This is a genomic window from Acidovorax sp. GW821-FHT09B03, assembly GCF_059418305.1.
On sequence record NZ_JBWKPP010000001.1, the window covers coordinates 547556 to 572450 of the forward strand.

The window sequence follows — 24895 nt, forward strand, 5'->3', positions numbered from 1 at the left end:
TTGTAACTGCCGGCAACCTATGGCTGCAGCTTCTACGGGGCCTTGCGTCTCGGCTGCAGGCTCGCCCATGCCCGCTGAAGGCGAAAACTGGCATGCTCAAGGCCAGTGCTCCCGCGCAAGGGCCGCCCCGCCGCGCTGGGAGCGTCCCCCTTCCAGGGGGATGGCGCGAAGCGCCTCAGGGGGTTACCTTGGTCTGTACATTTTGAAGAGCTGCTCGGGGCCTACCGTGAAATAGTCGGCCGGGCCGCCCGCGCGCAGGATGTGGCCTGCCGCAGCCGTGTCGTAGATGCCGTCCTTGAGCAGCGCCTTGTCGATGTGGATGGCCACCACCTCGCCCAGCACCAGCCAGGTCGGCACCTGTGCGCCGTCCACGCCCTGCAGCTGCAGGATCTGCGTGCGCCGGCATTCGAAGGCCACGGGGCTCTCGGCCACGCGCGGCGGTGCTACCTGGGTGCTGGCCTGCGGGGTGAGGCCCGCGAGCTGGAACTCATCCACCTCGGGCGGTACGGCCGCGCAACTCTGGTTCATGGCCTCGGCCAGGCTGCGTGTGGCCAGGTTCCAGACGAACTCGCCCGTCTCCTCGACATTGCGCACCGTGTCCTTGTAGCCGATGCTCGCAAAGCCCACGATGGGCGGCACGTAGTTGAAGGCGTTGAAGAAGCTGTAGGGCGCCAGGTTCAGCGCGCCTGCGGCGCTTTGCGTCGAGATCCAGCCGATGGGGCGCGGCCCGACGATGGCGTTGAACGGGTCGTGCGGCAGGCCATGGCCATTGCGCGGCTCGTAGCTGTGGATGGAGGAGGGTGCGGGCGTGGCCATGGGCGGTGCGGGGTGGGGTAGTGGGAGGGGCTGAACCGCCACCATACGTGAAGCGCGCCGCGCGTGCACGGCCGGGGTTGATGGCGGGCAGGGCGCAAAGCCGGGCAGGTGGCAGGGGCTCCCCGGCAGCTGCGGGAAATCACCCCTTTACAATATTGAGAATAATTCGCATTTGACATGGCGGCCGTGCTGCCTGTCGATCCACTGCCTCTCCCCGTCCGCGCCGTGCTGGCCCGCTATTACCAGGAACTGCTGAACTACTTCGCCCGCACCGCGCGCGGCCGCGAGAACGCGGCCGACCTGGTGCACGAAGCCTATGCGCGCGTGCTCACGCTGCAGCGCTCGGGCCAGGCCATCGCCCAGCCGCGGGCCCTGCTGTACCGCACGGTGCGCAACCTGCTGGTGGACCAGCACCGGCGCAGCAGCGTGCGCGAGCCCCTGCCCGGCAGGGCCAGCGACGAGCCGCCGCTGCCCGACGTGGCCGACCTCGCGGCACCTGCCGCCCTGGGACCCGAGGCCCTGGCGGCCTCTTCCCAGGGCATGCAGGCGATGCTGGCGACCATCGACGCCTTGCCGCTGCGCTGCCGCGAGGCCTTCATCCTGCACAGGTTCGACGGCCTCTCGCATGCCGAGGTGGCCGCGCAGATGGGCATCTCGCGCAAGATGGTGGAGCAGCACATCCAGCGTGCCATGCAGGCCTGCCGGCGCTGCCGCGAGGCGCTGGACGAAGGGCGTACACCGTGAACCCTGCCCGGCAGACACGGGGTTTTGCCCGGTCCGTGCGTCTACCACCCTAAGAGCCTGCCTGAATCACCTGCAATGCCCACCAAAGACACGCCCAACACCGATGCCGAGCGCCAGGCGCTCGACTGGTTCGCGCGCGCCCGTGGCGGGCTCGGCGCCGAGGAGCAGCGTGACTTCGCTGCCTGGCAGGCGCAGGACCCCGCGCATGCGCAGGCCCTGGCCCGCTGGCAGGCCGACTGGCAGCAGCTTGACGCCCTGCCCGTCGAGGGCGTGGCACAGCTGCGCGCGCGGCTGGCACAGGACCTGGCACGCGAGAAGGAAAACGGAAAAGCCCGGGCCCCGGTGGCTGCCGGCGGCTGGCTGGCCGCCTGGCGCAGCACGCACTGGGCGGGCACTGCTGCCATGGCTGCGTCCGTCGCCGTGGTCGCCGCAGGGGGCCTGCTGGCCTGGAACCACTGGCAGCAGCAGCCCCTGTACGCAAAGCACATCGCCACCCGCACCGGCGAACAGGTGGATGTGCAACTGCCCGATGGCAGCCACCTGCGACTGGACACCTCCACGGCCATCGACGTGGCGCTGTTCCGCCAGCGCCGCGAGGTGCGCCTGCCCGAGGGGCAGGCCGTGTTCCGCGTGCAGGGCGACGCCGCGCGGCCCTTTCACGTGCTGGCCGGCCCGCTGCGCATCACCGTGGTGGGCACGCGCTTCTCGGTGCGCAACACCCCGGGCATCCCGGGCGAGGAGGGCGTGCGCGTGGCGGTGGAAGAGGGGCGTGTGCGCGTGGCCCGTGCCGATGCGCCGGCCGCGGCCTCCGGGGCCGTGGTGGAGCTCACCGCCGGCCAGCAGGTCGCCAGCGATGCCACGGGCCAGCTCGGGCCGGTGGCGGGGGTGCCGCCCTCGGGCATCGCGCCCTGGCGCGAAAGCCGGGTGAGCTTCGACAACACGCCCCTGGCCCAGGCGCTGGCCGAATTCGGCCGCTACGGCCCCACGCAGCTCACGGTGCGCGACCCCGAGGTCGCGGCCCTGCGCCTGACGGGCACCTTCGACCCGCGCCGGCTCGACAACTTCGTGCGCGTGCTGCCCCAGGTGCTGCCGGTGCGCATGCAGGCGCCAGCGGCGCAGGGCGGCGAGGCCGCCACGACCGAGATCGTCGCGGCGCCCTGATTCCGGGCCCCTGCCAGGGGCCGATGTCCCTTCGGCAAAAAGATTTTCCCGGCGACCTGGGGTTCGGGCGCCGTGCTGCGTCTACCTGAGAAAGCGTCTTATTCAATTCCAACACCGGGGAACCCTTGTCCATGCGCCGCCACCGATTCCGTCCCGCACCGCTCGCCCTTGCCGCCGTGCTGGCCCTTGCTGCAATCCCTGCCGTCCAGGCCCAGCCCGCCGTGGCCGGACAGCCGGCGGTGCAGCTGAGCATTGCCTCCCAGCCGCTGGCCCAGGCGCTCAATGACCTGGCGCGCCAGACGCGGCTGGAACTCATCGTGCAGCCGGCCCTGGTGGCGGGCCGCACGGCGCCGGCCGTGGCGGGCCTGCTCACGCCGCGCGAGGCGCTGGACCGCCTGCTGGCCGGCAGCGGCCTGGTGGCCGTGATCGCGGGCACAGCCGTCACCGTGCAGCGCATCCCGGTGCCTGCGGCTGGCACTGCGCCCGCCGCAGGCAGCACCACCCTGTCCGAAGTGCGCGTGACCGCCGCGGGCGAGCGCAGCGGCCTGACCGAGAACAGCGGCTCCTACACCACGCGCCAGGCCGGCACGGCCACGCCGCTGGGCCTGTCGCTGCGCGAGACGCCGCAGTCGGTCAGCGTGATCACGCGCCAGCGCATGGAAGACCAGGGCCTGACCCAGCTGCCCGATGTGGTGGCCCAGACCCCGGGGCTGGTGTCCAGCCAGGGCGGCAACCAGGGCTCGGACAGCTCGCCCATCTACTCGCGCGGCTTCACCGTCAACACCTACATGATCGATGGCGTGCGCCAGACGGACTCGAACTACTCGAGCATCTTCCAGACCAACGACATGGCCATGTTCGACCGGGTCGAAGTGGTGCGCGGTGCCTCGGGCCTCATGAACGGCGTGGGCACGCCGGGCGCGGCCATCAACCTGATCCGCAAGCGCCCCACGGCCGACTTCCAGGGCCACGTGCGCGCCGAAGCCGGCTCGTGGAACCACGCGCGTGCTGAGGTGGACATCTCCTCCCCGCTGAACGCATCGGGCAGCGTGCGTGGCCGCCTGGTGGCCGCGGCGCAGGACAACGACTCCTACATCGACCGCCTGAAGGAACGCAAGAAGCTGCTCTACGGCGTGGTCGAGGCCGACCTCACGCCCGAGACCCAGCTGTTCGCCGGTGCCTCGGTGCAGCACCACGATGCCACGGGCCATGCGCGCGGCGGCCTGCCGGCCTACTACGCGGACGGCACACGCACCGAATGGGCGCGCTCGGCCTCGGCCGCCCCGCCCTGGGCCTACTCGCAGCGCCACTACACCTCGGTGTTCGCGGCGCTGGAGCACCGTTTCAACGACGACTGGAAGCTCAAGGCCACGGCCACGCGCACCACGAACTTCTACGACGAGATGATCGGCTACGCCAGCGGCGGTGCGCCCGTGCGCGAGACCGGGGCGGGCGTCACGCTGTGGGCCGGCCGCTGGACCGCCAAGCCGCGCCAGGACAGCCTGGACGTGCAGGCCACGGGCCGCTTCGACCTGCTGGGTCGCAAGCACGATATCGCCTTCGGCGCGCAGATGTCGCGCACCAGCTACCGGGCGCCCAACTACAGCAACTGGACGCATGCCGGCTGGAGCAGCGCCATCGGCAACATCTATACCTGGGACGGTACCTCCCCTGCGGAGCCCAGCAACCCGAGCGTCGGCCGTGCCACCTCGGACGAGCGCCTGAACAGCGCCTATGCCACCGTGCGCCTGAAGCCCACCGACAGCCTGGCCCTGCTGGCCGGGCTGCGCCTGGTGGACTGGAGCCGCTACCAGACCAGCATCCGCTACTCCACAGGCGCCACCACCATCACCGACCGCGGTGAAACCGGCGAGGTGATTCCCTACCTGGGCGCCGTTGTCGACATCGACCGCAACTGGTCGGCCTATGCGAGCTACACGAGCATCTTCACGCCGCAGAACCTGCGCCTGGCCACCGGCGACTACCTGGACCCGCAGACCGGCGACAGCTTCGAGCTCGGCATCAAGGGCGCCTTCCTGAACGACCGGCTCAACGTCTCGGGCGCCGTCTACAAGGCGCGCCAGGACAACCTGGGCGTGGCCATCCCCAACGTGTTCGCGCCCGATGGCAGCCAGGCCTATCAGGCCGTGTCGGGCACCAGCACGCGCGGCTTCGAGCTGGAGGCCTCGGGCGAGGTGCAGCCGGGCTGGCAGGTGTCCGCGGGCTTCTCGCGCAACATCACGCACGACCGCCTGCGTGCCCGCCTGAACACCGACGTGCCGCAGAACACGCTCAAGCTGTTCACCAGCTACCGCATCGCGGGCATCGGCAAGGGCCTCACGGTGGGCGGCGGCCTGCGCTGGCAGAACCAGATCTACCGTGACAACCAGGGCGCCGCGCGTGCCCGCTTCACGCAGCCGGCCTATGCCGTGGTGGACCTGATGGCGCGCTACGCCGTGACTGACACCGTGGCCGTCACGGCCAACGTCGGCAACCTGTTCGACAAGGTGTACTACAACACCGTCGGCAACGCCTACTACGGCACCCCGCGCAACCTGCGCGTGGGGCTGGACGTCCGGTTCTGAGCGCGCCATGAAAGAAGGTTTCCGCCAGTGCATGGCCTGGCTGCACACCTGGACCGGGCTGGTCGTGGGCTGGGTGCTGTTCTTCGTGTTCGTGACGGGCACGGCCGGCTACTTCGCCTACGAGATCGACCGCTGGATGCGGCCTGAATTGCCTCTTGCAGGCCATGCCGGTGGCGCCATGCAGGTGGCGCCCGACAAGGCCGTGGCGCTGGCGCAGGCCTACCTGCAGGCCCACGCGCTGGGCGCGCAGGACTGGTCGGTGCAATTGCCCGGCCAGCGCGGCAGCAGCAGCCTGTCCGTCACCTGGCGCCAACCGCCCGCGGCCGATGCCAAGCCCGGTACGCGCGGGCGTTTCGTGCGCAAGACGCTGGACCCGGTGACGGGCGAGGCGGCGGCCGAGCCGGCCGTGCGCAAGACCGGCGGCGGCCACCTGCTGTACCGCATGCACTACATGCTGCACTACGTGCCCTACGACGTGGCGATCCGCCTCGTGGGCGTGTGCACCATGCTGATGCTCATGGCCATCGTCACCGGGGTCATCACGCACAAGAAGATCTTTGCCGACTTCTTCACCTTCCGGCCCGGCAAGGGCCAGCGCTCGTGGCTCGATGCGCACAACCTCATCAGCGTGACGGCGCTGCCGTTCTTCCTGATGATCACCTACAGCGGCCTGGTGTTCTTTTTGTTCCAGTACATGCCGGCTGGCATCCAGGCCAGCCACTATGCCGGGAACACGCAGGCTTTCTATGATGACCTGCTGCAGCGCCCTGTACCGGGTGCGCCGGTCGGCGGCACGGGGGCGCCCGTCATCGCCTTTGCGCCCCTGGTCGCCCAGGCCGAGGTGCAGGTCGTGCGCGTGGCGGGCAGCCGCATCGCGGGCAGCGAGCGGCTGCGCTTTGACGCACACACCGGTGCCCCGCTCGACCCCCGGGCCGACGATGGCGCCGCGCGCGAGACGCAGGACGTGATGCTGGCGCTGCACGAAGGCCGCTTTGCCGGGCCGCTGCTGCGCTGGCTGTACTTCGCCAGCGGCCTGCTCGGCTGCGCCATGATCGCCACCGGCCTGGTGCTGTGGACCGCCAAGCGCAAGCTGAAGCAGGACAAGCGCGCCAAGGCCGGCGAGAAGCCCGAGTTCGGCTTTCGCCTGGTGGAGTGCCTGAACATCGGCACCATCGCCGGCCTGCCCGTGGCCGTGGCGGCCTACTTCTGGGCCAACCGGCTGATCCCGGCCGACTTCGCCGCCCGGCGCGACTGGGAGGTGCACGCGATGTTCATCACCTGGGGCCTGCTGCTGCTGTACCCGGCGTTCCGTGCGCCGCTGCGCGCCTGGATCGAATCGCTGTGGCTGGCGGCTGCCGCCTTCGCGTTGCTGCCCGTGCTCAATGCCCTGACGACCGAGCGCCACCTGGGCGTGAGCCTGCCGACCGGCGACTGGGTGCTGGCCGGGTTCGACCTGACCCTGCTGGCGCTGGGCGCCTGCTTCGCCGTGGCGGCCCACCGGGTGCGCCGCAGGCAGCTGCGTGCCGCCACGGCCGCGCGCGCGCCGGCCACCCAGGCGCCCCTCATGGCCGCCAATGCGGCCGGCTGACCAGCACCGATTTTTTCCAAGGAGTCTTCATGTTCAAGAAAACGCTGCTCACCGTGGCCCTGTCCACCCTCGCACTGTCCGCCAGCGCCCACCAGCTCTGGCTGGAGCGCGATGCCACCGGCCCGGTGCGCGTCTACGTGGGCGACGCCGACAGCGCCCACGACAAGGGCGAGGAAGTGGCCAAGCTGGCCGCCACCACCCAGGTCTTCACCAGCGACCGCAAGCAGACCGCCAAGCTCACCGCCAAGGAAGAATTCCTGGAGGCCGACGTGGCCGCGGCGGGCGACGTGCGCCTGTTCAACGACCAGGTCTGGAAACCCTGGAAGGCCAAGGACGGCAGCTACCAGGCCGCGGTGTTCAACGCGCGTGCCGGCCGCACCGACACCAAGGCCGTGCTCGACCACGAGCTGGTGCCCGTGGCCGCCGGTGGCAACAGCTTCACGCTGCTGTTCAAGGGCCAGCCCCTGGCGAACAAGGCGGTCACCGTGATCACGCCCGACAAGTGGAGCAAGGGCTTCAAGACCGACGCCGCCGGCCGCATCGACGTGCCCGTGAGCGGCAAGGGCCGCTACGTGCTGGTCAGCACGCACGAGGCGCCGGCGGTGGGCGAGGTGGTGATCGCCGGCCAGAAGGTCGCCAAGCTCGGCTACACCACCACGCTGACCTTCGTCGCGCAGTGAGCCGGCATGGCAGTACACCCCGGCTCTCCTGCGCGCTACCGCTTCATGGTGGCCAGCCGTGCCATCGCGGGCGCCCTCGGTGGCTATGCACTGGCCTCGCTGGTCACGGCCGTGCTGTCGCTGGCCCTGCCGCTGATCGCCGGGGCGTCGCCTGCCAGCGCGCTGCTCACGGCCACCATGCTCAGCTTCGCGGTGTATGCGCTGGCGGTGGTCTGGGTGTTCAGCGCGCGCAGCGCCCTCTCGGCCTGGGCGGGCCTGGCCATCGCCTCGGCCGTGTTCGGCGCGGCGCTGCTGGCACTGCAGGGGGCGGGCGCATGACGGCCCTCGGCGCCCCGGCCGTGGCGCTGGCCCTCAGCTATGCGGGCATGGCCGGGCTCAGCCTGGCGATGGACCGCCACTACGAACAGGTCTGCGGCCAGGGCACGGTGCCGCCCCGGCGCCGGCGGCTGCTGCGTGCCGCGGGCAGCGCGCTGCTGGCACTGGCGCTGCTGGCCTGTACCGGCGCCTGGGGCGCCACGGTGGGCTTCACCGCCTGGTGGGGCTTTCTCACGGCGGGCGGTGTGCTGGTGGCCTGGCTCATGGCCTACCGGCCGCGCCAGGCTGCGGCCAGTGCCGGGGTGGCCCTGGTGCTGGGCCTGGCCGGCGGGATCGCCACGCTCGCCGGGGGCTGAACCGCCCTCCAGGGCCATGCGGGCCCTGGCTATTTCACGCCGGACCGAAAAAAGCGGGCCTGGCATTGCCCTTTTCTCGATCTCGCTGGTCATAGACAGCAAGAGCCCTCCGAAAACGGCCCGCTGTCTTCCTGTTTCATCCACTACACGCCATGCTGTCTTCTTCGTTCCCCGTTCCTTCCCGATACAACCGCCTGCGCGGCACCGCCCTGGCCGTGCTGGCCACCACGGCCGCCGCCTGCATGGCACCCGCGGCCCATGCGGACTACCTGTGGCTGCAGCGCGAAGGCGCAGAGGCCCGCGCCTACACCGGCGAGGTGGAGCGCCGCAGTGCCGCGCTGCCGGCCCTGAAGGCACCGCGTGCCACCCTGGCCGACGGCAAGGACCTGCCGCTGGCGCCGCAGGCCGGCCACATCGACGTCACCGCCCCCGAGGGCCAGGACCTGCGCCTGACCACCAGCGTGGTGGGCGACAAGGGCGCGCTGACCTTCTACCAGGCGCGCCATGGCCGTGCCGAGACCCGCGCCGCCAACGACCTGGAGCTGGTGCCCACCACCCCCGGCGGCAACACCTTCAAGCTGGTGTGGAAAGGCCAGACCGTGGCGGCCTCGCAGGTCAACGTGGACACCAGCGCGGGCTGGCGCCGCACGTTGGCACCGGCCAAGGACGGCACGGTGAGCCTGGAGACCCCGTTCCCGGGCCTGTACGTGCTGGAGGTGACGGCGCGCGTGAATGGCGCCGCCACGCTGGACGGCAAGCGCTACGAGGACGTGCGCCACACGGCCACGCTGAGTTTCGAGGTGGCACGCTGATGGCGCCGATTCCTCCTTCTTCGTCTTCTTCGCCTTCTTCCGCGCGCTGGGGCCGCTGGCTCGGGTCTGTCGCCCTGGTGGCCGTGGCCGGTGCGCTGGCTGCGGCCTGGTGGAGCCGCCCCACCCCGGTGGTGTACGACACCGCGCCCGTCGCGCTCGGCGACATCGAGGCCACGGTGAGCGCCATCGGCACGCTGCAGCCGCGCCGTTATGTGGACGTGGGGGCCCAGGTCTCGGGCCAGATCAACCGCCTGCATGTGCAACCCGGCGCCGAGGTCAAGAAGGGCCAGCTGCTCGTGGAGATCGACCCCAGCGTGCAGCAGGCCACGGTGGACGGCGGCCGGGCCGCACTGGCCGGCCTGCGCGCGCAGCAGGCCGAGCAGCAGGCCCAGCACCGCCTGGCGCAGCAGCAGCTGGCGCGCCAGCAGCAGATGGAGCGCGAGGGCGCCACGCGCCTGGAAGACCTGCAGACGGCCGAGGCCGCACTGGCCTCCACCGCCGCGCGCATCGAGCACCTCAAGGCCCAGATCGACCAGACGCAGGCCAGCCTCAAGGCCGACGAGGCGCGCCTGGGCTACACGCGCATCTACGCGCCCATGGCCGGCACCGTGGTGGCATTGGAGGCACGCGAGGGCCAGACCCTGAACGCCACCTACCAGACCCCGAACATCCTGCGCATCGCCGACCTCTCGACCATGACGGTCTGGACCGATGTGTCCGAGGCCGACATCCGCCGCGTGCGGGTCGGCATGCCGGTGTACTTCACCACGCTGGGCAACCAGGCCGACACGGCCGCGCGGCGCTGGCAGAGCAGTGTGCGCCAGGTGCTGCCGGCACCGCCCACGCCCGAGGGCAAGGCCGCCGGCGGCGGTGCCAGCGCGCAGGCCGCGGCGAGCAAGGCGGTGTCGTACACCGTGCTGTTCGACGTGGACAACGCCGACGGCGAGCTCATGCCGCAGATGACGGCGCAGGCCAGCTTCGTCACCGCCCAGGCCCGTGGCGTGATCACCGTGCCGATCTCGGCCCTGAAGGACGCGCCCGGTGCGGCGGCCAGGGACGCCGCCGAGGCCGCGCCGGGGCTACGCCAGCACCAGGCGCGGGTGCTGCTGGCCGATGGCAGCGTGCAGTCGCGCACCGTGGAGGTGGCCGTGAAGAGCCGCCACCGCGTCGAGGTGCGCAGCGGCCTGGCGGTGGGCGAGCAACTGATCACCGGTGAGCGGGCGGCGCAGGCCGGCACCAGGAGGTTCAAGCTGTGAGTGTGGGTGCCTCCCACCCACCGTTGATCGAACTCACCGACGTGCGCCGGCGCTACGGCGGCGGCGACCAGCCCGAGGTGGAGGTGCTGCGCGGCGTGTCGCTGTCCATCCACGCGGGCGAGTTCGTGGCCATCGTCGGGGCCTCGGGCTCGGGCAAGTCCACCCTCATGAACCTGCTCGGCTGCCTGGACCGGCCCACGAGCGGGCGCTACCGCTTCAACGGCGAGGACGTGGCCGGCTTCGGCGCCGACCAGCTCGCCTGGCTGCGGCGCGAGGCCTTCGGCTTCGTGTTCCAGGGCTACCACCTGATCGCCGCCGAATCGGCGCGCGAGAACGTCGAGGTGCCGGCCATCTACGCCGGCCTGTCGCGCCAGGACCGGGCCGCGCGTGCGTCCGCGCTGCTCACGCGCCTGGGCCTGGCCGACAAGCTGGAGAACCGGCCCAGCCAGCTCTCGGGCGGGCAGCAGCAGCGCGTGTCGATCGCGCGCGCGCTGATGAACGGCGGGCGCATCATCCTCGCCGACGAGCCCACCGGTGCGCTCGACACCACCAGCGGCACCGAGGTCATGGCGCTGCTGCACGAACTGGCCGACGCGGGCCACACCATCGTGCTCATCACCCATGACCGCGAGGTGGCCGCCCAGGCGCGCCGCGTGATCGAGATCCGCGACGGCCAGATCGTGGCCGACAGCGGGCGCCAGGAGGCCACTGGGCTGGAGCGGCAGGAGCGGCAGGCGCAGTTGGCGGCCGTGCCATCGGTGCATGCCGCAGGGGAGGGGAGTGGCGCGCGGCGCGCCCTGTGGGCCGAGCTGGCCGAAGCCGCGCGCAGCGCCTGGCGCGGCATGCGCATGAACCGGGCGCGCACCGGGCTCACCCTGCTGGGCATCGTCATCGGCGTGGCCTCGGTCATCGTGATGATGGGTGTCGGCGAGGGCGCCAAGCAGCGCGTGGTCGACCAGATGGGGTCCATGGGCACGACCATCATGTACCTGGGCGGCGCCTACGTGGGCAGCGGCGGGCCACCGGGCGAGATCACCGAAGGCGACCTGGAGGCGATTGCCGCGCTGCCCGAGATCGGCTACGTGATGCCGGTGATCGGCGACCCGACGCCCGTGCGCCAGGGCAACGTGGAGCGCCAGGTCTATGTCTTCGCCGCCAGCGAGGACATGCCCGCCGTGCACCACTGGAAGGTGGCCCAGGGCCGCTACTACACCGAGGCCGAGGACCGCGACCTGGCCGCGCTGGTGGTGCTGGGCCACAAGGCGCACCAGCAGTTCTTCCCGGACACGCCGAACCCGCTGGGCCGTGTCCTGCTGATCGGCAACGCACCGTTCGAGGTGATCGGCGTGATGGCCGAGCGCGGCGCCGACTCGGGTGCGCAGAACTACGACGACATGGTCTTCATCCCCTACCAGGCGGGCCGGGCGCGCGTGTACCGCGTGCAGACCCAGCCCGACTACACGGTGATCTCGGCCGCGTCGGTGGAGCAGGTGACCGCGGCCGAGAAGGCCATGCACGCCCTGCTGCTGGCACGCCATGGGCGCGAGGACTTCCGCATCGGCAATGCCGCCGCCAAGCTGCAGGCCGAGGCGCAGACGCGCAACGCCATGACCATGATGCTCGGCCTGATCGCGGCCGTGTCGCTGGTGGTGGGCGGCATCGGCGTGATGAACGTGATGCTGATGACGGTGCGCGAGCGCACGCGCGAGATCGGCATCCGCATCGCCACCGGCGCACGCCAGCGCGACATCCTGCGCCAGTTCCTGACCGAGGCGGTGCTGGTCACGCTGGTGGGCGGGCTGGCGGGCCTGTCCATCGGCCTGGCCGTGGGGGCGGTGCTCATCGCCTCGGGCGTGCCGGTCATCTTCTCGCTCACGGCCATGGGCGGCGCCTTCGCCTGCTCGGTGGCCACGGGCCTGGTCTTCGGCTACATGCCGGCGCGCCGCGCATCGGGGCTCGACCCCGTGGTGGCCCTGGCTTCGGAATGACATCGACCCCTTCTCTCCCACACGCCATGCGCCTTTCCCTGACCCTGCTGGCCGCCGCGCTGCTGTGTGCCTGCGCCACGACCCCGCCCCCGCAGGCGGCAACCGCCCCCGCACTGCCCGCGCAGTGGGGCACCCCTGGCGCTGCCGGCGGCGCCGCAGGCACCATCTCGCCCGACTGGTGGCGCAGCCTGGGCAGCGCAGAGCTCGATGGGCTGGTGCAGGCCGCCCAGGCCCAGAGCCTGGACGCCGCTGCCGCCGCCGCGCGCCTGCGCCAGGCCGAGGCGGCAGCCCGCCAGGCCGGCGCCGCACTGCTGCCTGCCGTGAGCGCCAGCGTGGACGCGGGCCGCCAGGCCCGCTTCTCGGGCGGCAGCAGCACCGATGGCACGGCGGCCAACCGCTATGCGGCCGGCTTTGCCGCCAGCTACGAGATCGACTTCTGGGGCCGCCAGCGCGCGGGCCACGATGCCGCGCTGGCGCTCCTGCAGGCCAGCGCTTTCGACCAGGGCACCGTGGGCCTCACGCTCACGGCCGCCGTGGCCGATGCCTGGCTGCGCCTGGTGGGCGGGCGCGAGCGCCTGGCGATTGCCGGCCTGAACCTGCAGGGTGCGGAGCGCGTGCTGGCGCTCGTCGATGCGCGCGCCCGCGCGGGCGCTGCCACGCCGCTGGAGCGGGCCCAGCAGCGCGGCCTGGTGGCCACCCAGCGCCAGGCCATCGAGGCGCTGCGCCAGCAGGTGCAGGGCCAGCACACGGCCCTGGCCGTGCTGTTGGGGCAGGCCACGCCGCCGCCGGTGCAGGCCGACACGCTGGCCGGGCTGCAACCCCCGCCCATCGGCGCCGGCCTGCCGGCCGAGCTGCTGGTGCGCCGCCCCGACGTGGCGCGCGCCGAGGCGCAGCTGGCCGCTGCCCATGCCGACCTGCGGGCCGCCCGCGCCGCGCTGCTGCCGCGCATCACGCTGGGCGCCGGCCTGGGCGTGGGCGCCGACCGCCTGGGCCGCACCTTCGACCACCCGCTGTACAGCCTGGCAGCGGGGCTCACCGCCCCGATCTTCGACGGCGGGCGGCTGGCCGCGGGTGCCGACATCCAGGAGGCGCGGCGCGACGAGCTGCTGGCCCAGTATCGGGCGGCCATCGTCGCCGCCGTGGGCGATGCCGAGGTGGCCCTGCAGGCCGTGGCCGGCACCGATGCGCAGACCACCGCGCAGGCCCAGGTGCTGGAGCAGGCACAGCAGGCCCACGCGCTGGCGCAGGTGCGCTACCGTGCGGGGGCCGACACCCTGCTCACCCTGCTCGACGCGCAGCGCACGCTGTATGCCGCGCAGGACAACGCGGCCCTGCTGCGCCAGGCGCGGCTCATGGCCAGCGTGGCGCTGTACAAGGCGCTGGGCGGGGGCTGGCAGCCCACGGGCGTGGGCATGGGACGCCCGTGAGCGACTGCCCGACCCTGCTGCAGCGCCTGCGCGATGCGGGCCTGCGGCCGACCACGGCGCGCATCGGCATCCTGCAGGTCATCCAGGCCGCCGGGGCCTGCGGCGTGGCCGCCGACGACGTGTTCCGCCAGATGCTGCTGCGCGGCACGCGCGTGAGCGTGAGCACGGTGTACCGCGCCATCCACCAACTGGAGTTCCTGGGCGTGCTGCTGCAGGGCCGCAGTGACCACAGCCTGCGCACCACCTACCGCCTGGGCCCGGTGGCGCAGCAGCCGGTGGAGGTGCGCATGGCCTGCCGGGGCTGTGCGCGCTCGGTGGCCCTGCCGGGCGCCCAGCTGCGCAGCGAGGTGGAGCGCCGCGCCGCCGAGCAGGGCATGCAGCCCGCGATGGGTGAACTGGTGTTCCAGGTCGATTGCCTGGCGCCGCAGACCTGCCGCGCGGGTGCATCGGTCGGAAGGCTGGTCAGCTGAATGCCAACCCGCCGGGCCAGGACCTGCCAAGTTCCAGCGGAGCTTCGCCGGACTCACCTGGATCCGGGCACCCCTGCGGAATCGCGCAGTCGCAGCGTGGGCGCGAGCCGCACGGTCTGGCGGCGCGCGCCGGGGTCCGCAATGCGCCGGGCCAACAGGCGGACAGCCCGGGTGCCGAGCTCCTCCACCGGCTGCGCCATGACCGTCAGGCGCGGAGAAAAGACGTCGGCCCAGTCGAAATCGTCAAAGCCAACCAGCGAGATGTCGTCGGGAACGCGCAGCCCCGCTGAGCGCAAGGCCTGCATGGCGCCAATCGTCATCAGGTTGTTGCCGGTCATCAGGGCAGTGGGGCGTTCGTCCAGTGACAGCAGGTGGTGGACCGCTGCGCAGGCCGGCTCGGACCGCGACTCGCCGCTCTGGACCAGGGCCGGGTCAAAGTCGATACCTGCCGCCGCCAGGGCGCGGCAGTAACCTTCGAGCCGTTCCGTCGTCGTGGACAGCCCCTCTGCCCCCGACACCAATGCAATGCGCCGGTGGCCCAATCCGATGAGGTGCTCCACCAGGGTCTGGGCTGCATCGCGGCTCTCCACGCCGATCTGGTCGAACGTGGTCCCCACAAACCGGTCCACCAGGACCGTGGGCACACCCTTGTCGCGCAGGTAGTCCAGCGCACGGTGCTGCGGCTCGGCGGAGGGCGCAATCACGATGCCGTCGACACGCCTCTCATGCAAGGCCTGCACCACCTTCAACTCGTAGTCCGCATTCTCGTGGGTGTCGGCCAGCAGCATCATCAGGCCCCGCTTTGCGCACTCTGCTTCGATGGCACGCACCACGGCGGCGAAGTAGTGGTTCGACAGCACCGAAATGGCGACACCGACCGTCCTGGTCGGCGCACCTGCCAGGGCACGCGCCAGGTGATTGGGCGAGTAGCCGACCCGGTCGATGGCGTCCAGCACGGCCCGCTCGGTATCGGGGTGGACCTTGCGCGTCTTGTTGATGACGTGCGAGACCGTTGAAGTCGATACCCCTGCAGCCGCCGCGACAGTTTCCATCGTAATCATCATTTCTCCGTTGAGCTCCAACTTCCATGGCCCGTATTGCCACCCCGTGCCGTGGGACGCACGGGTGGTGGACAGGCATGGGGATTCTTCATCGTATCGCACCCATCCCGGGAATTTATGCACGGAAGTGCCCGGTGTCCTGGTCACCGGAGGCCCCCCGATGCTATGGATTTCCCTAATTAGCAAGCGCTTGCGCAAGCGCTTGCGCGTTACGATAATCGCACACGGCATGTGTCCAGGCAAGGGCTTGCACATCGCTGCGTCTGGACCCGAACACACCCTGGAGACATCCGATGAACTTGAAGCACGCCACCCTGATCGCAACCCTGCTGGCCGCCTGCGGTACGGCGATGGCCGATACGCCGGTCATCGGGCTGATCACCAAGACCGAGACCAACCCCTTCTTCGTGAAGATGAAGGAGGGTGCCGCCGAGGTCGCCAAGGCCAAGGGGGCCAAGCTGCTGAGCGGCGCCGGCAAGGCCGATGGCGACAATGCCGGCCAGATCACCGCGATGGAGAACATGATCGGCGCGGGTGCCAAGACCATATTGATCACGCCCAACGACTCCAAGGCCATCCTTCCCGCGATCAAGAAGGCGCGCGACAAGGGGGTGATGGTGATCGCGCTGGACAGCCCGACCGATCCTGCCGATGGCACCGACGCACTCTTCGCCACCGACAACTACAAGGCCGGCGTGTTGATTGGCCAGTACGCCAAGGCCGCCCTGGCCGCCAGTGCGCAGGGCAAGCCGGTGAAGATCGCAACGCTCGATCTCTTGCCTGGCCATCCGGTGGGTGCGCAGCGGCACAACGGCTTCCTGCAGGGCTTCGGCCTGGCCAGCTACGACGCGAAGAACAACGAGTTGGCCAGGCCTGCAGAGGTGGTGTGCATGGCCGACAGCTTTGGTGACCGCAGCAAGGCCCAGACAGCGATGGAGAACTGCCTGCAGAAGAACCCCGACATCAACCTGGTCTACACCATCAACGAGCCGGCAGCCGCCGGCGCGTTCAATGCGCTGCAGAAGGCCGGCAAGGAAAAGGGCGTGATGATCGTCTCCGTGGATGGTGGCTGCGACGGCATCAGGGATGTGGCGGCCGGCAAGATCGCCGCCACCTCGCAGCAGTACCCGCTGAAAATGGCGGCCATGGGGGTGGAGGCCGGCATCGAGTACGCCAAGAGCGGCAAGAAGGTCAGCGGCTACACCGACACCGGCGTGACCCTGATTGCTGGCAAGGCCATCGCAGGCGTCGACAGCAAGGACGTGAAGACCGGCACCGACCTGTGCTGGGGCAAGAAGTAACCATCCGCGCACCAGGCGGCTGCGTGGGGCCGGGTCCCGCGGCAGTGCCTGGCATGCTGTGGCACGGCCGCGCCGGTGGTCGCTGCTGCCGCGTTCGGGTTGAGGGCTGCCGTGTGTCTGCCTTCAGCCCTCTCTCCGGAGGACCATCCCGTTGAAAGACAAACTGCCCCCCCTCGGCCAGCTCGGGCCCTTCATCGCGTTGCTGATTGCCTGCAGCATCTTCGGCGCCACCACCGACCGCTTCCTCAGTGCCGACAACTTTTCGCTGATCCTGCAGCAGGTCATGGTCGTCGGCGTCATTGCCATAGGCCAGACCCTGATCATCCTGACCGCCGGCATCGACCTGTCGTGCGGCATGATCATGGCGCTGGGCAGCATCGTGATGACCAAGGTGGCCGCCGATTTCGGGCTACCACCGTTTCTGGCCGTGCTGGCCGGCATCGCCGTGACGACCCTGTTCGCCCTGCTCAACGGCTTGCTGGTCACGCGCCTGAAGCTGCCGCCGTTCATCGTCACACTGGGCGTCTTCAACATCGCCTTTGCGATCACGCAGCTGTATTCGGGGGCGCAGACGGTCACCGAGGTGCCTGGGGCCATGACCTGGCTGGGCAGTACCTTCGCCATCGGCGGCACCAACATTGCGTACGGCACGGTGTTGATGGTGCTGCTGTACCTGGGCGTATGGTTCTGGCTGCGCGAGACGGCCTCGGGCCGGCATGTCTACGCGGTGGGCAACAACCCGGAGGCGACGCGGCTGGTCGGCATTCCGCCCGAGCGCATCATCCTGGGCGTGTATGCCCTGTCCGGGGTGTTCTATGGCATCGCTTCGCTGTTGGCCGTGGCCCGCACCGGCGTGGGCGATCCGAACGCCGGGCAGACCGAGGCGCTGGATGCGATCACCGCCGTCGTGCTGGGCGGCACCAGCCTGTTCGGCGGCCGCGGCGTGGTGCTTGGTTCGCTGATCGGGGCGGTGGTGGTGGGGGTGCTGCGCAACGGCCTGACGCTGATGGGCGTGTCGTCGGTGTACCAGATGCTGATCACCGGCATCCTCGTGATCCTGGCGGTCACGGTCGATCAACTGTCGCGCAAAGGAGGCCGCTGATGGCTGCGCAATCCCCCGTCGTTGTCATGCGGGCCACGGGCCTGGTCAAGCGCTACGGCCAGGTCACGGCACTCGATGGCGCCGACTTCGAGCTGCGCGCCGGCGAAATCCTCGCCCTGATCGGCGACAACGGTGCTGGCAAATCCTCTTTGATCAAGTGCCTGTCGGGCGCGACCATCCCCGATGCCGGCGTGATCGAGCTCGACGGCAAGCCGGTGCAGTTCAAGGGCCCGGTCGATGCGCGCCGCGAAGGCATCGAAACCGTGTACCAGGACCTGGCCGTTGCTCCCGCGATGACGATTGCCGAGAACCTGTTCCTGGGCCGCGAACTTCGCCGCGCGGGCTTCCTGGGCAATGTGCTGCGCATGCTCGACAAGAAGCGGATGCTCGAAGAAAGCATTGCGCGCATGAACGACCTGAAGGTCGGCATCCGCTCGATGACGCAGGCGGTCGAAACCCTGTCTGGCGGGCAGCGGCAATGCGTGGCCGTGGCGCGCGCAGCGGCATTTGCCGAGCATGTGGTGATCCTCGACGAGCCGACGGCGGCGCTGGGCGTCAAGGAAGGCAACATGGTGCTGGAGCTGATCCGCCGCGTGCGCGACAGGGGCCTGGCCGTGGTGCTGATCTCGCACAACATGCCCCATGTTTTCGAGATCGCCGACCGCATCCACGTCGCGCGCCTGGGCAGGCGCGGTGCCGTGCTCGACCCGAAGGCGGTGACCATGAGCGACACGGTCTCGGTCATGACCGGTGCCTTGCCTGCGGAAAAGATCCCGGCCGAATGGCGGGCTTGAAGAGTCCATGAACGCATGACGACGTCCCCCCTTCCTTCTGTCCCGCCTTGCCACCTGGCGCGTGTGCATCAGCTCCTCCAGGACGGCCAACGCAAGCTGCTCGGGCTGGTCGGGCCCCCAGGCGCCGGCAAGTCCCTGCTGGCCCTGACCTTGCAGCAGGCTTTCGCCGATGTCTCGCAGGTGGTTCCCATGGATGGCTACCACCTGGCCCATGTGGAACTTGAGCGGCTGGGCCGCGCGGATCGCAAGGGCGCTCCCGACACCTTCGACAGCGCAGGCTATGCCGCCATGCTGCGGCGCCTGCGGGCGCAACGGCCCGGCGAAACCGTCTATGCCCCGGAGTTCCGGCGCGAGATCGAAGAGCCGGTCGCAGGCGCCATCGCCGTGGAGCCCCAGACCCGGCTCGTCATCACCGAAGGCAACTACCTGCTGCTCGACAGCGGCCATTGGGCAGGCGTTGCCGGGCTGCTGGACGAAGTCTGGTACGTCGATGTAGACGACGGCCTGCGCACCCGCCGCCTGACCCGGCGCCACGAAGAGTACGGCCGCAGCCGCGAGGATGCGCTGGCGTGGGTGAGCCGCACCGATGAGCCCAACGCGCGCCTGATCGAGGCCACCAGGCCACGCGCCCACATGCTGTTCCGCTGGGATGACTGAGGCCTGGGCCCCCAGCGTCGCCCTCAGGCCTGCATGGTGAGGGGCGGGGCCATCGCGCGCGCCTGTGCCACCAGCCAGGCGCAGAACACATCGAGGCGCGGGTGCGCTGCCCCCGTGCGCCGCAGCGCCAGGTAGTCGTAGCCCGACGCGGCGAAGCCCAGCGGCGCCAGCAGCCGGCCGGCCTGCACGTCGTCCATCACCAGGTGCCAGGGGGCCACGGCGATGCCCAGGCCGCGCACCGCGGCCTCCAGCGTGAAGTAGTAGTGCTCGTAGACCGGGCCCGTGGCGGTGGCCGCGGCGGGCAGCGCCATGCCCGCCGATGCGGCCCACATGGCCCAGGCGTTGCGCCGCGTGCGCGTGTGCAGCAGGGGCTGGCCGGCCAGGTCGGCAGGCGTGCGCAGCATGCTGGCGCTGCGTGCGGCCAGCGCGGGGGCCAGCACCGGCCCCAGGCGCTCGGCGAACAGGGGCAGGGTGGTGGCGCCATCGCGGGGCGTGGCGGCGTCCTCGGCGGTGATCAGCAGGTCGCAGCCTTCGCGCGCGGCGTCGGTGCCCGTGTCGGTGGTGCGCAGGCGCACCTCGATGCCCGGGTGCTGCGCATGGAAGTCGAACAGCCGCGGGATCAGCCACTTGACCGTGAAGGTGCTGAAGCAGGCCACGTCCAGGGGGCCGTGGTGGGCATCGCCCAAAGCGCGCACCGTGTCCTCGATCTGCTGGAAGGCCGTGGTCAGCACCGGCTGCAGCGTGCGCGCCGCCGCCGTCAGGGTGGGGCGTGCCTTGCTGCCGTCGAACAGCGGCAGGCCCAGGTGGTCTTCGAGCTGGCGCACCTGGCGGCTGATGGCGCCGGGCGATACCGAGAGCTCGTCGGCCGCAGCCGTCATGCGGCCCAGGCGGGCAGCGGCTTCGAAGGCGCGCAGGGCAGCGAGCGGGGGCAGGCGGTGTTTCATGGCTATGTGATCCAAATGCACATAGGTCCGGAGCTTAAATCGCTTTTCCGCGAAGGCATCGGCCGCAAAAATTGGGGCTCTTCCGGCGCGGGACGCCATCGCGCGCCGGGTTCATCTTTGATTGTCAGGAACATACCAGCATGCCCTTCATCCACACCCATGTGCCCGAAGCCACCCCTGCCGCAACGCGCGAAGCCGTCGTGCAGGCCATCCACCAGGCCTTGGTCGAGGGCATTGGCATGCCCGAGGACGAGCTGTTCAACATGGTCACCGGCTATGCGCCAGGGCAGTTCGCCTTCAGCCGCAGCTTCAACGGCGTGGCGCGGTCGGACGCCGTGGTCGTCGTCGAGATCACCCTGCGCCGCGGGCGCAGCGATGCGATGAAGCGCGCGCTGTATGCTGCGATCGCGCACAAGCTGCAGGCCATGGCGCACGTGGCCCCGGCCGACGTGTTCATCTTCATGCACGAGAACGACTATTCGGACTGGTCCGTGGGCCACGGGCGCTTTGCCATGGCGCTGGTGCAGCAGGTGGGCGCGCCGGGGTGAACACAAAGGGATTTTTTGAACAAGACAAACTACCGCTGGCTGGTCGTCGCTTCCGTGGTGCTTCCCGTACTGGCCGAGGTTGCCGAGCGGTTCCTGCTGCCTGAACTGGTGCCGCGGGGCCTGAGAGATGCTTTCCAGAGCTACCTGGAGGAAGACCAGGAGCCGGCCATCACGCTGGCGCTGGTGTCGGGGATGGTGACGGCCGTGGTCGCCACGCTGGCCAGCATCTATGGCCTGCTGCGGTTTCGCCCCTGGGCGCCCGGCTTCGCGCTGTGGTCGGGCCTGGCGATGTGTGTCCTGCTGGTGTTCGGTGGGCCCACGGTGCTGTCGGGCCTGGCGAATGGATTCTTGGCGCTGGGGAGTGCCCTGTGGGGCGCGGTGATCGCCGTGCCGTACTGTGCGCCGGACATCCGGGCGGCCTTCTGGCCCGGGGGACAGGCTGCCCAGCGATAGACAGGCCGTGGCGCTGGCCAGTGCGCCGAACTTACTTCTTGCTCAGCTCCCGGAGCTCTTTCTCCAGGGCGTCCACGTTGGCCTGCAGCTCGCGCGAACGCAGTTCGCAGGCCGCGGCTGCGGCCTGCATTTCGGACGCGATGGCCTGCTCGGACGTCGCCACGGCGGTGCCGGTGCGGGCCTGGGTGCGGCGGGCGGCCCGGTCGCGCTGATCGGCCGCGCAGCGCTGCTGGTGGGCCTGCAGCGCGCCGCGCGCTTCGCGGACCAGGCGCTGCTCCAGGTCGGTCTTGCGGCGCCAGGTCTCGCCAAAGGCGCCTTCCTTGCGGGCGGCTGGTGGCGTGGCGGCAGCCGGTGCGGCAGGGGTGGATGCGGCACCCGCTGCGGGCGCCGCGGCCGATGCACCCGAGGCCGGTGTGGCGGCAGCCGGCGCGGCCGCGGCAGGCGCCGCGGTACCGATGCCGCTGCTCGACAGCCGCACCTCGACCTTCTCGCCCTTGCCGCTGCCCGCGCAAGGCGCGTCCTGGAAGGACACCTTGCCGTCCGCACCCGTGCACTTGTTGATGGCCCACGCCGGGGCAGCCAGGGCCAGGCAGGCGGCCGTGCCAAGGAACCACTGTCGAATCATGCTTTCCCTCTCCCCTGAAACCTTGTGTTGCGGCTTCCCAGTATCGCCGCATCGGGCGGGCAGGAAACCCCTTGTCGTCCAGGCGGTTGCCGAAAGCGCACTGGCGGTCACGCGGAAGGCGGCCCATGGGCATCGTTCCTGCCGCTGAACCAGCTCGGCGGCTGCCCCATGGCCGCCTTGAACATGGCCGAGAACGCGCTTTCGCTCGCGTAGCCGCTGGCGGTGGCCACCTGGCCTACCGATTCACCGCGTGCCAGGCGGGGCAGGGCATGGGCCAGCACCGCCTGCCTGCGCCATTGCGCAAAGCCCATGCCGAACTGTGCGTGGAACAGCCGGGCCAGGGTGCGTTCGCTGGCGCCGCTGTCGGTGGCCCAGTCCTGCAGCGTGGCATGGCGGCCGGGCGCGTCCAGCACGGCCTGGCACAGGGCGCGCAGGCGCTTGTCGCTGTCCGTACCGGGCAGCGGCACGCCCAGGGCCAGGCGTTCGGCCTGGCCGATCTCGTCGAGCACCAGCGCGGTCAGGGCCGCTTCGCGCGCGGGGCCGGGTGGCGTGCCGCCGACGGGGTCCAGCGCGGACACCAGCTCGCGCAGCAGTGGCGTCACGGCCATCACGCGGCAGACGGCGCCGTCTGCGGGCACCACGCTGGGGTCGATGTAGAGCGTGCGAAAGGCCGCCGCCTCCAGCACGGCGATGGCATGCAGCGCGCCGGGCGCGATCCACACCGCGCGCGAGGGCGGCACGATGTAGGCCGTGGGCGCGACCGGGGCCACCACGCTGACCTGGATCACGCCGCTGGCGCAGTAGGCCAGCTGCCCCCAGGCATGGCGGTGCGGCTCGAAGTGCGTGTCGGCCGGCATGTTGCGCGCGCGCACCCGCACCGGGTGTGCGGGGTTGGGGGCAAAGGGGTCCATGTCCCCGAGCGGGGCGACCTGGCTGGTGCGTGCCATGGGATGGGGGTGCCGTGTGGGTACGCTGTTGGCGCAAATTCGCTGAAAGCTGTCTTTCCGTCGCATTCCAGAAATCCAGGCGCAATACTACGATGCCGCCATGACCTCTGCAAACCCCGCCGCCAGCCCCGCCGCTGCCGTGCCCCTGCGCGCCGACGCCGGGGTGATCGGCCTCGTGGGCATCGCCCACCTCATCAGCCACTACAGCCAGCTGCTGCTGGCGCCGCTGTTCCCGTGGCTCAAGGATGCCTTCCAGGTCGGGTACACCGAGTTGGGCTTCCTCATGACCATCTTCTTCGTGGTCTCGTGCGCCGTGCAGGCGGGCTCGGGCTTCGTGGTTGACCGCTTCGGGCCGCGCCCCATCCTGTTCGGCGGCCTGGCGCTGCTGGGCCTGGCGGCGTTCGGCTTTGCGGCCAGCACCAGCTACGGCATGCTGGCGGCGTTCTCGGTGCTTGCGGGCATCGGCAACGGCGTGTTCCACCCCGTGGACTACACCCTGCTCAACCGGCGAGTGAGCGCGCCGCGCCTGGGCCATGCCTACAGCGTGCACGGCATCACCGGCAGCCTGGGCTGGGCGCTGGCGCCCGCCATGCTGGTGCCGCTGGCGATCGCCTTCTCGTGGCGCGTGGCCCTGGTCTGCGCCGGCGTGCTGGCCTTCGCCGTGCTTTTGCTGCTGCTGTTCAACCGCCGCGTGCTGGACCTGCCACCGGTACCCGCGGTGGCCGCCGCCAAGGGCGGCGCGGCCGGGCAGCAGGGCAACTTCGCCTTCTTGCGCATCCCCGCCGTGTGGATGTGTTTCGCGTTCTTCTTCTTTTATGCCGTGTCGCTCAACGTGGTGCAGGCCTTCGCCCCAGAGGCGGCACGCCAGCTGCATGCGGTGCCCGTGGCGCTGGCGGCCATGTGCCTCACGGTCTACATGGTGGCCAGCGCAGGCGGCATGGTGCTGGGTGGCTTTCTTGCGGCCGACCCGAGCCGCTGCGAGCGCATCGTGGGCGTGGGCTTCGGCCTGGCGGCGTGCGTGGCGGTGGCCCTGGCCCTGGCGCACCCGCCCGGCGCCCTGGTGCCCGTGATGTTCGGCGTGATGGGGTTCTGCGCCGGCATCGCCGGCCCCTCGCGCGACCTGCTGGTCAAGCGCTCCACGCCCGAGGGCTCCACGGGCCGCGTCTACGGCATCGTGTACTCGGGCCTGGACATCGGCCAGGCGCTGTCGCCGCTGCTGTTCGGCGTACTGCTCGACCAGGGCCGCTTCACGGCCGTGCTGCTGGGCCTGGCCGTGGTGCAGGGCGTGCTCATCGCCAGTGCCTTCAATGTGCGCCGCGTGCGGCGCACGGTGGCGCCAGTCCCCGCCTGATTGACGCAGAACGTGCCGGGCAGCGCCCGGCACATCAGACCACGGCGCAATGCCGTGCGATGCAGGTATCGAGCGTCTCCTCGCCGGTGCGCTGCCACCAGTCCAGCGCCGAGAAGATCTCCACCTCGGCATAGCCGCCAAAGCCCGCGGCTTCCACCCACTGGCGGATCTTCTTCAGTTCGATCACGCCGTCGCCCATCATGCCGCGGTCGCTGAGCAGGTCGCGCGTGGGCAGGCGCCAGTCGCACACATGGTAGGCCAGCAGGCGCTCCTTGCCGGCACGGGCGATCTGTTGTTCCAGCTTGGGGTCCCACCACACGTGGTACACATCCAGCGCCACGCCGAGCGCACCGGTCTTGCGCGCATCGAGCGCGTCGCAGATGTCCAGCGCCTGCTCCAGCGTGTTGATGCAGGCGCGGTCGGCCGCCTGCATGGGGTGCAGCGGCTCGATGGCCAGCGGCATGCCCACCTGGCGCGCGTACTCCAGCGACGCGGCGATGCCGTCGAAGACTTCGCCGCGCGCGCGGGCAAGGTCGGTGTAGTGCGGCGTGCCCTCCAGCGCGCCGGGCAGGGCGCCCACCACCAGCACCAGGCAGGTGGCGTCGAGCGTCTTGGCCTCGTCGATGGCGCGGTGGTTGTCGTCGAGCGCGGCGCGCAGCCCGGCCGCATCGGCCGCCGGGAAAAAGCCGCCGCGGCAGTAGCCCGACAGCGCGATGCCGTGGGCGCGCAGCTGGCGCGCGGTGGCGTCCAGGCCGGCTGCGGCCACCTGGTCGCGCCAGGGGCTGATGGCGCGGATGCCGCGCTCGGCGCACTGGTCGATGATGCGCGCCAAGGGCACCTCGGCCCCCTGCTGCTTGCGCACGGTGGCGGTGTTGATCGACAGCCAGCGGTGGTCTTGCGAGAAATCACGCATG

25 protein-coding genes are annotated in these 24895 nt (G+C 70.7%); 19 read left to right on the forward strand and 6 right to left on the reverse strand.

Annotated features, from left to right (window positions below; genetic code table 11):
* Positions 1-183: 183 nt before the first annotated feature.
* Complete coding sequence (locus AC07PA_RS02515; protein ID WP_494603433.1) at positions 184-816, reverse strand: flavin reductase family protein; 633 nt, start codon at positions 814-816, stop codon at positions 184-186.
* A 177-nt stretch (positions 817-993) separates the two neighbouring features.
* On the opposite strand from AC07PA_RS02515, the gene AC07PA_RS02520 reads away from it, so the two are divergent.
* The 12 genes from AC07PA_RS02520 (at position 994) to AC07PA_RS02575 (ending at position 14198) form a co-directional block, all read left to right on the forward strand.
* Positions 994-1560: a sigma-70 family RNA polymerase sigma factor gene (locus AC07PA_RS02520; RefSeq protein ID WP_494603431.1), complete on the forward strand. Its 567-nt coding sequence runs from the start codon at positions 994-996 to the stop codon at positions 1558-1560.
* A 75-nt stretch (positions 1561-1635) separates the two neighbouring features.
* Entirely contained in the window at positions 1636-2721 is a 1086-nt protein-coding gene (locus tag AC07PA_RS02525; protein ID WP_494603429.1) for a FecR family protein, read from the forward strand.
* Positions 2722-2852: 131 nt separating this feature from the next.
* Positions 2853-5306, forward strand: a complete 2454-nt coding sequence (locus AC07PA_RS02530; protein ID WP_494603427.1) for a TonB-dependent siderophore receptor — start codon at positions 2853-2855, stop codon at positions 5304-5306.
* A gap of 7 nt (positions 5307-5313) precedes the next feature.
* A complete protein-coding gene (locus tag AC07PA_RS02535) occupies positions 5314-6894 on the forward strand; it encodes a PepSY-associated TM helix domain-containing protein (RefSeq protein WP_494603425.1) in 1581 nt (526 codons plus the stop codon).
* 29 nt (positions 6895-6923) lie between these two features.
* Complete coding sequence (locus tag AC07PA_RS02540; RefSeq protein ID WP_007856709.1) at positions 6924-7574, forward strand: hypothetical protein; 651 nt, start codon at positions 6924-6926, stop codon at positions 7572-7574.
* Between the two features lie 6 nt (positions 7575-7580).
* Positions 7581-7892, forward strand: a complete 312-nt coding sequence (locus AC07PA_RS02545; RefSeq protein WP_007856711.1) for a DUF3649 domain-containing protein — start codon at positions 7581-7583, stop codon at positions 7890-7892.
* Positions 7889-8245: a DUF3325 domain-containing protein gene (locus AC07PA_RS02550; RefSeq protein WP_007856712.1), complete on the forward strand. Its 357-nt coding sequence runs from the start codon at positions 7889-7891 to the stop codon at positions 8243-8245. Before AC07PA_RS02545 ends, AC07PA_RS02550 begins: the two co-directional genes overlap by 4 nt.
* A 152-nt stretch (positions 8246-8397) precedes the next feature.
* Positions 8398-9057 (forward strand): hypothetical protein, encoded by a 660-nt coding sequence (locus AC07PA_RS02555; protein ID WP_494603422.1) that lies wholly within the window; start codon positions 8398-8400, stop codon positions 9055-9057.
* Positions 9057-10313 carry an efflux RND transporter periplasmic adaptor subunit gene (locus AC07PA_RS02560; protein ID WP_494603420.1) on the forward strand — a complete coding sequence of 419 codons (1257 nt, stop codon included), beginning with the start codon at positions 9057-9059 and terminating at the stop codon, positions 10311-10313. Before AC07PA_RS02555 ends, AC07PA_RS02560 begins: the two co-directional genes overlap by 1 nt.
* Positions 10310-12301 (forward strand): MacB family efflux pump subunit, encoded by a 1992-nt coding sequence (locus AC07PA_RS02565; protein ID WP_494603418.1) that lies wholly within the window; start codon positions 10310-10312, stop codon positions 12299-12301. Before AC07PA_RS02560 ends, AC07PA_RS02565 begins: the two co-directional genes overlap by 4 nt.
* A gap of 26 nt (positions 12302-12327) precedes the next feature.
* A complete protein-coding gene (locus AC07PA_RS02570; RefSeq protein WP_494603416.1) occupies positions 12328-13728 on the forward strand; it encodes an efflux transporter outer membrane subunit in 1401 nt (466 codons plus the stop codon).
* Entirely contained in the window at positions 13725-14198 is a 474-nt protein-coding gene (locus AC07PA_RS02575; protein WP_186457736.1) for a transcriptional repressor, read from the forward strand. The genes AC07PA_RS02570 and AC07PA_RS02575 overlap by 4 nt, the downstream gene beginning before the upstream one ends.
* A gap of 53 nt (positions 14199-14251) precedes the next feature.
* Here AC07PA_RS02575 and AC07PA_RS02580 read toward each other — a convergent pair whose 3' ends face one another.
* Positions 14252-15259 carry a LacI family DNA-binding transcriptional regulator gene (locus tag AC07PA_RS02580; protein ID WP_494603414.1) on the reverse strand — a complete coding sequence of 336 codons (1008 nt, stop codon included), beginning with the start codon at positions 15257-15259 and terminating at the stop codon, positions 14252-14254.
* A 293-nt stretch (positions 15260-15552) separates the two neighbouring features.
* Here AC07PA_RS02580 and AC07PA_RS02585 point away from each other — a divergent pair, with 293 nt between their 5' ends.
* From AC07PA_RS02585 to AC07PA_RS02600, 4 genes are all read left to right on the forward strand, one after another.
* On the forward strand, positions 15553-16560 hold the full coding sequence (locus AC07PA_RS02585; RefSeq protein WP_494603412.1) for a sugar ABC transporter substrate-binding protein: 1008 nt from the start codon (positions 15553-15555) through the stop codon (positions 16558-16560).
* A gap of 151 nt (positions 16561-16711) precedes the next feature.
* A complete protein-coding gene (locus AC07PA_RS02590; protein WP_494603410.1) occupies positions 16712-17662 on the forward strand; it encodes an ABC transporter permease in 951 nt (316 codons plus the stop codon).
* Positions 17662-18456 (forward strand): ATP-binding cassette domain-containing protein, encoded by a 795-nt coding sequence (locus AC07PA_RS02595; RefSeq protein WP_494603408.1) that lies wholly within the window; start codon positions 17662-17664, stop codon positions 18454-18456. The genes AC07PA_RS02590 and AC07PA_RS02595 overlap by 1 nt, the downstream gene beginning before the upstream one ends.
* Before the next feature lie 15 nt (positions 18457-18471).
* Complete coding sequence (locus tag AC07PA_RS02600; RefSeq protein WP_494603406.1) at positions 18472-19113, forward strand: nucleoside/nucleotide kinase family protein; 642 nt, start codon at positions 18472-18474, stop codon at positions 19111-19113.
* 23 nt (positions 19114-19136) lie between these two features.
* On the opposite strand, the gene AC07PA_RS02605 is transcribed toward AC07PA_RS02600, so the two are convergent.
* Positions 19137-20057 carry a LysR substrate-binding domain-containing protein gene (locus AC07PA_RS02605; protein ID WP_494603404.1) on the reverse strand — a complete coding sequence of 307 codons (921 nt, stop codon included), beginning with the start codon at positions 20055-20057 and terminating at the stop codon, positions 19137-19139.
* 140 nt (positions 20058-20197) lie between these two features.
* Between AC07PA_RS02605 and AC07PA_RS02610 the strand changes: the two genes are divergently transcribed.
* Together AC07PA_RS02610 and AC07PA_RS02615 are read left to right on the forward strand one after the other, a co-directional pair.
* Positions 20198-20605: a tautomerase family protein gene (locus AC07PA_RS02610; protein ID WP_007856728.1), complete on the forward strand. Its 408-nt coding sequence runs from the start codon at positions 20198-20200 to the stop codon at positions 20603-20605.
* Positions 20606-20620: 15 nt separating this feature from the next.
* Positions 20621-21058, forward strand: coding sequence for a hypothetical protein (locus AC07PA_RS02615; RefSeq protein WP_494603402.1), 438 nt, complete (start codon positions 20621-20623; stop codon positions 21056-21058).
* A gap of 31 nt (positions 21059-21089) precedes the next feature.
* Here AC07PA_RS02615 and AC07PA_RS02620 read toward each other — a convergent pair whose 3' ends face one another.
* Both AC07PA_RS02620 and AC07PA_RS02625 read right to left on the reverse strand, forming a co-directional pair.
* Positions 21090-21683, reverse strand: a complete 594-nt coding sequence (locus AC07PA_RS02620) for a DUF4124 domain-containing protein (RefSeq protein ID WP_494603400.1) — start codon at positions 21681-21683, stop codon at positions 21090-21092.
* 107 nt (positions 21684-21790) lie between these two features.
* Entirely contained in the window at positions 21791-22630 is an 840-nt protein-coding gene (locus tag AC07PA_RS02625; RefSeq protein ID WP_494603398.1) for an AraC family transcriptional regulator, read from the reverse strand.
* A 100-nt stretch (positions 22631-22730) separates the two neighbouring features.
* On the opposite strand from AC07PA_RS02625, the gene AC07PA_RS02630 reads away from it, so the two are divergent.
* Positions 22731-23981 carry an MFS transporter gene (locus AC07PA_RS02630; protein WP_494603396.1) on the forward strand — a complete coding sequence of 417 codons (1251 nt, stop codon included), beginning with the start codon at positions 22731-22733 and terminating at the stop codon, positions 23979-23981.
* Positions 23982-24015: 34 nt separating this feature from the next.
* Here the strand turns inward: AC07PA_RS02630 and AC07PA_RS02635 are convergent, their stop codons facing one another.
* Positions 24016-24894, reverse strand: coding sequence for a sugar phosphate isomerase/epimerase family protein (locus AC07PA_RS02635; protein ID WP_494603394.1), 879 nt, complete (start codon positions 24892-24894; stop codon positions 24016-24018).
* Position 24895 lies beyond the last annotated feature (1 nt).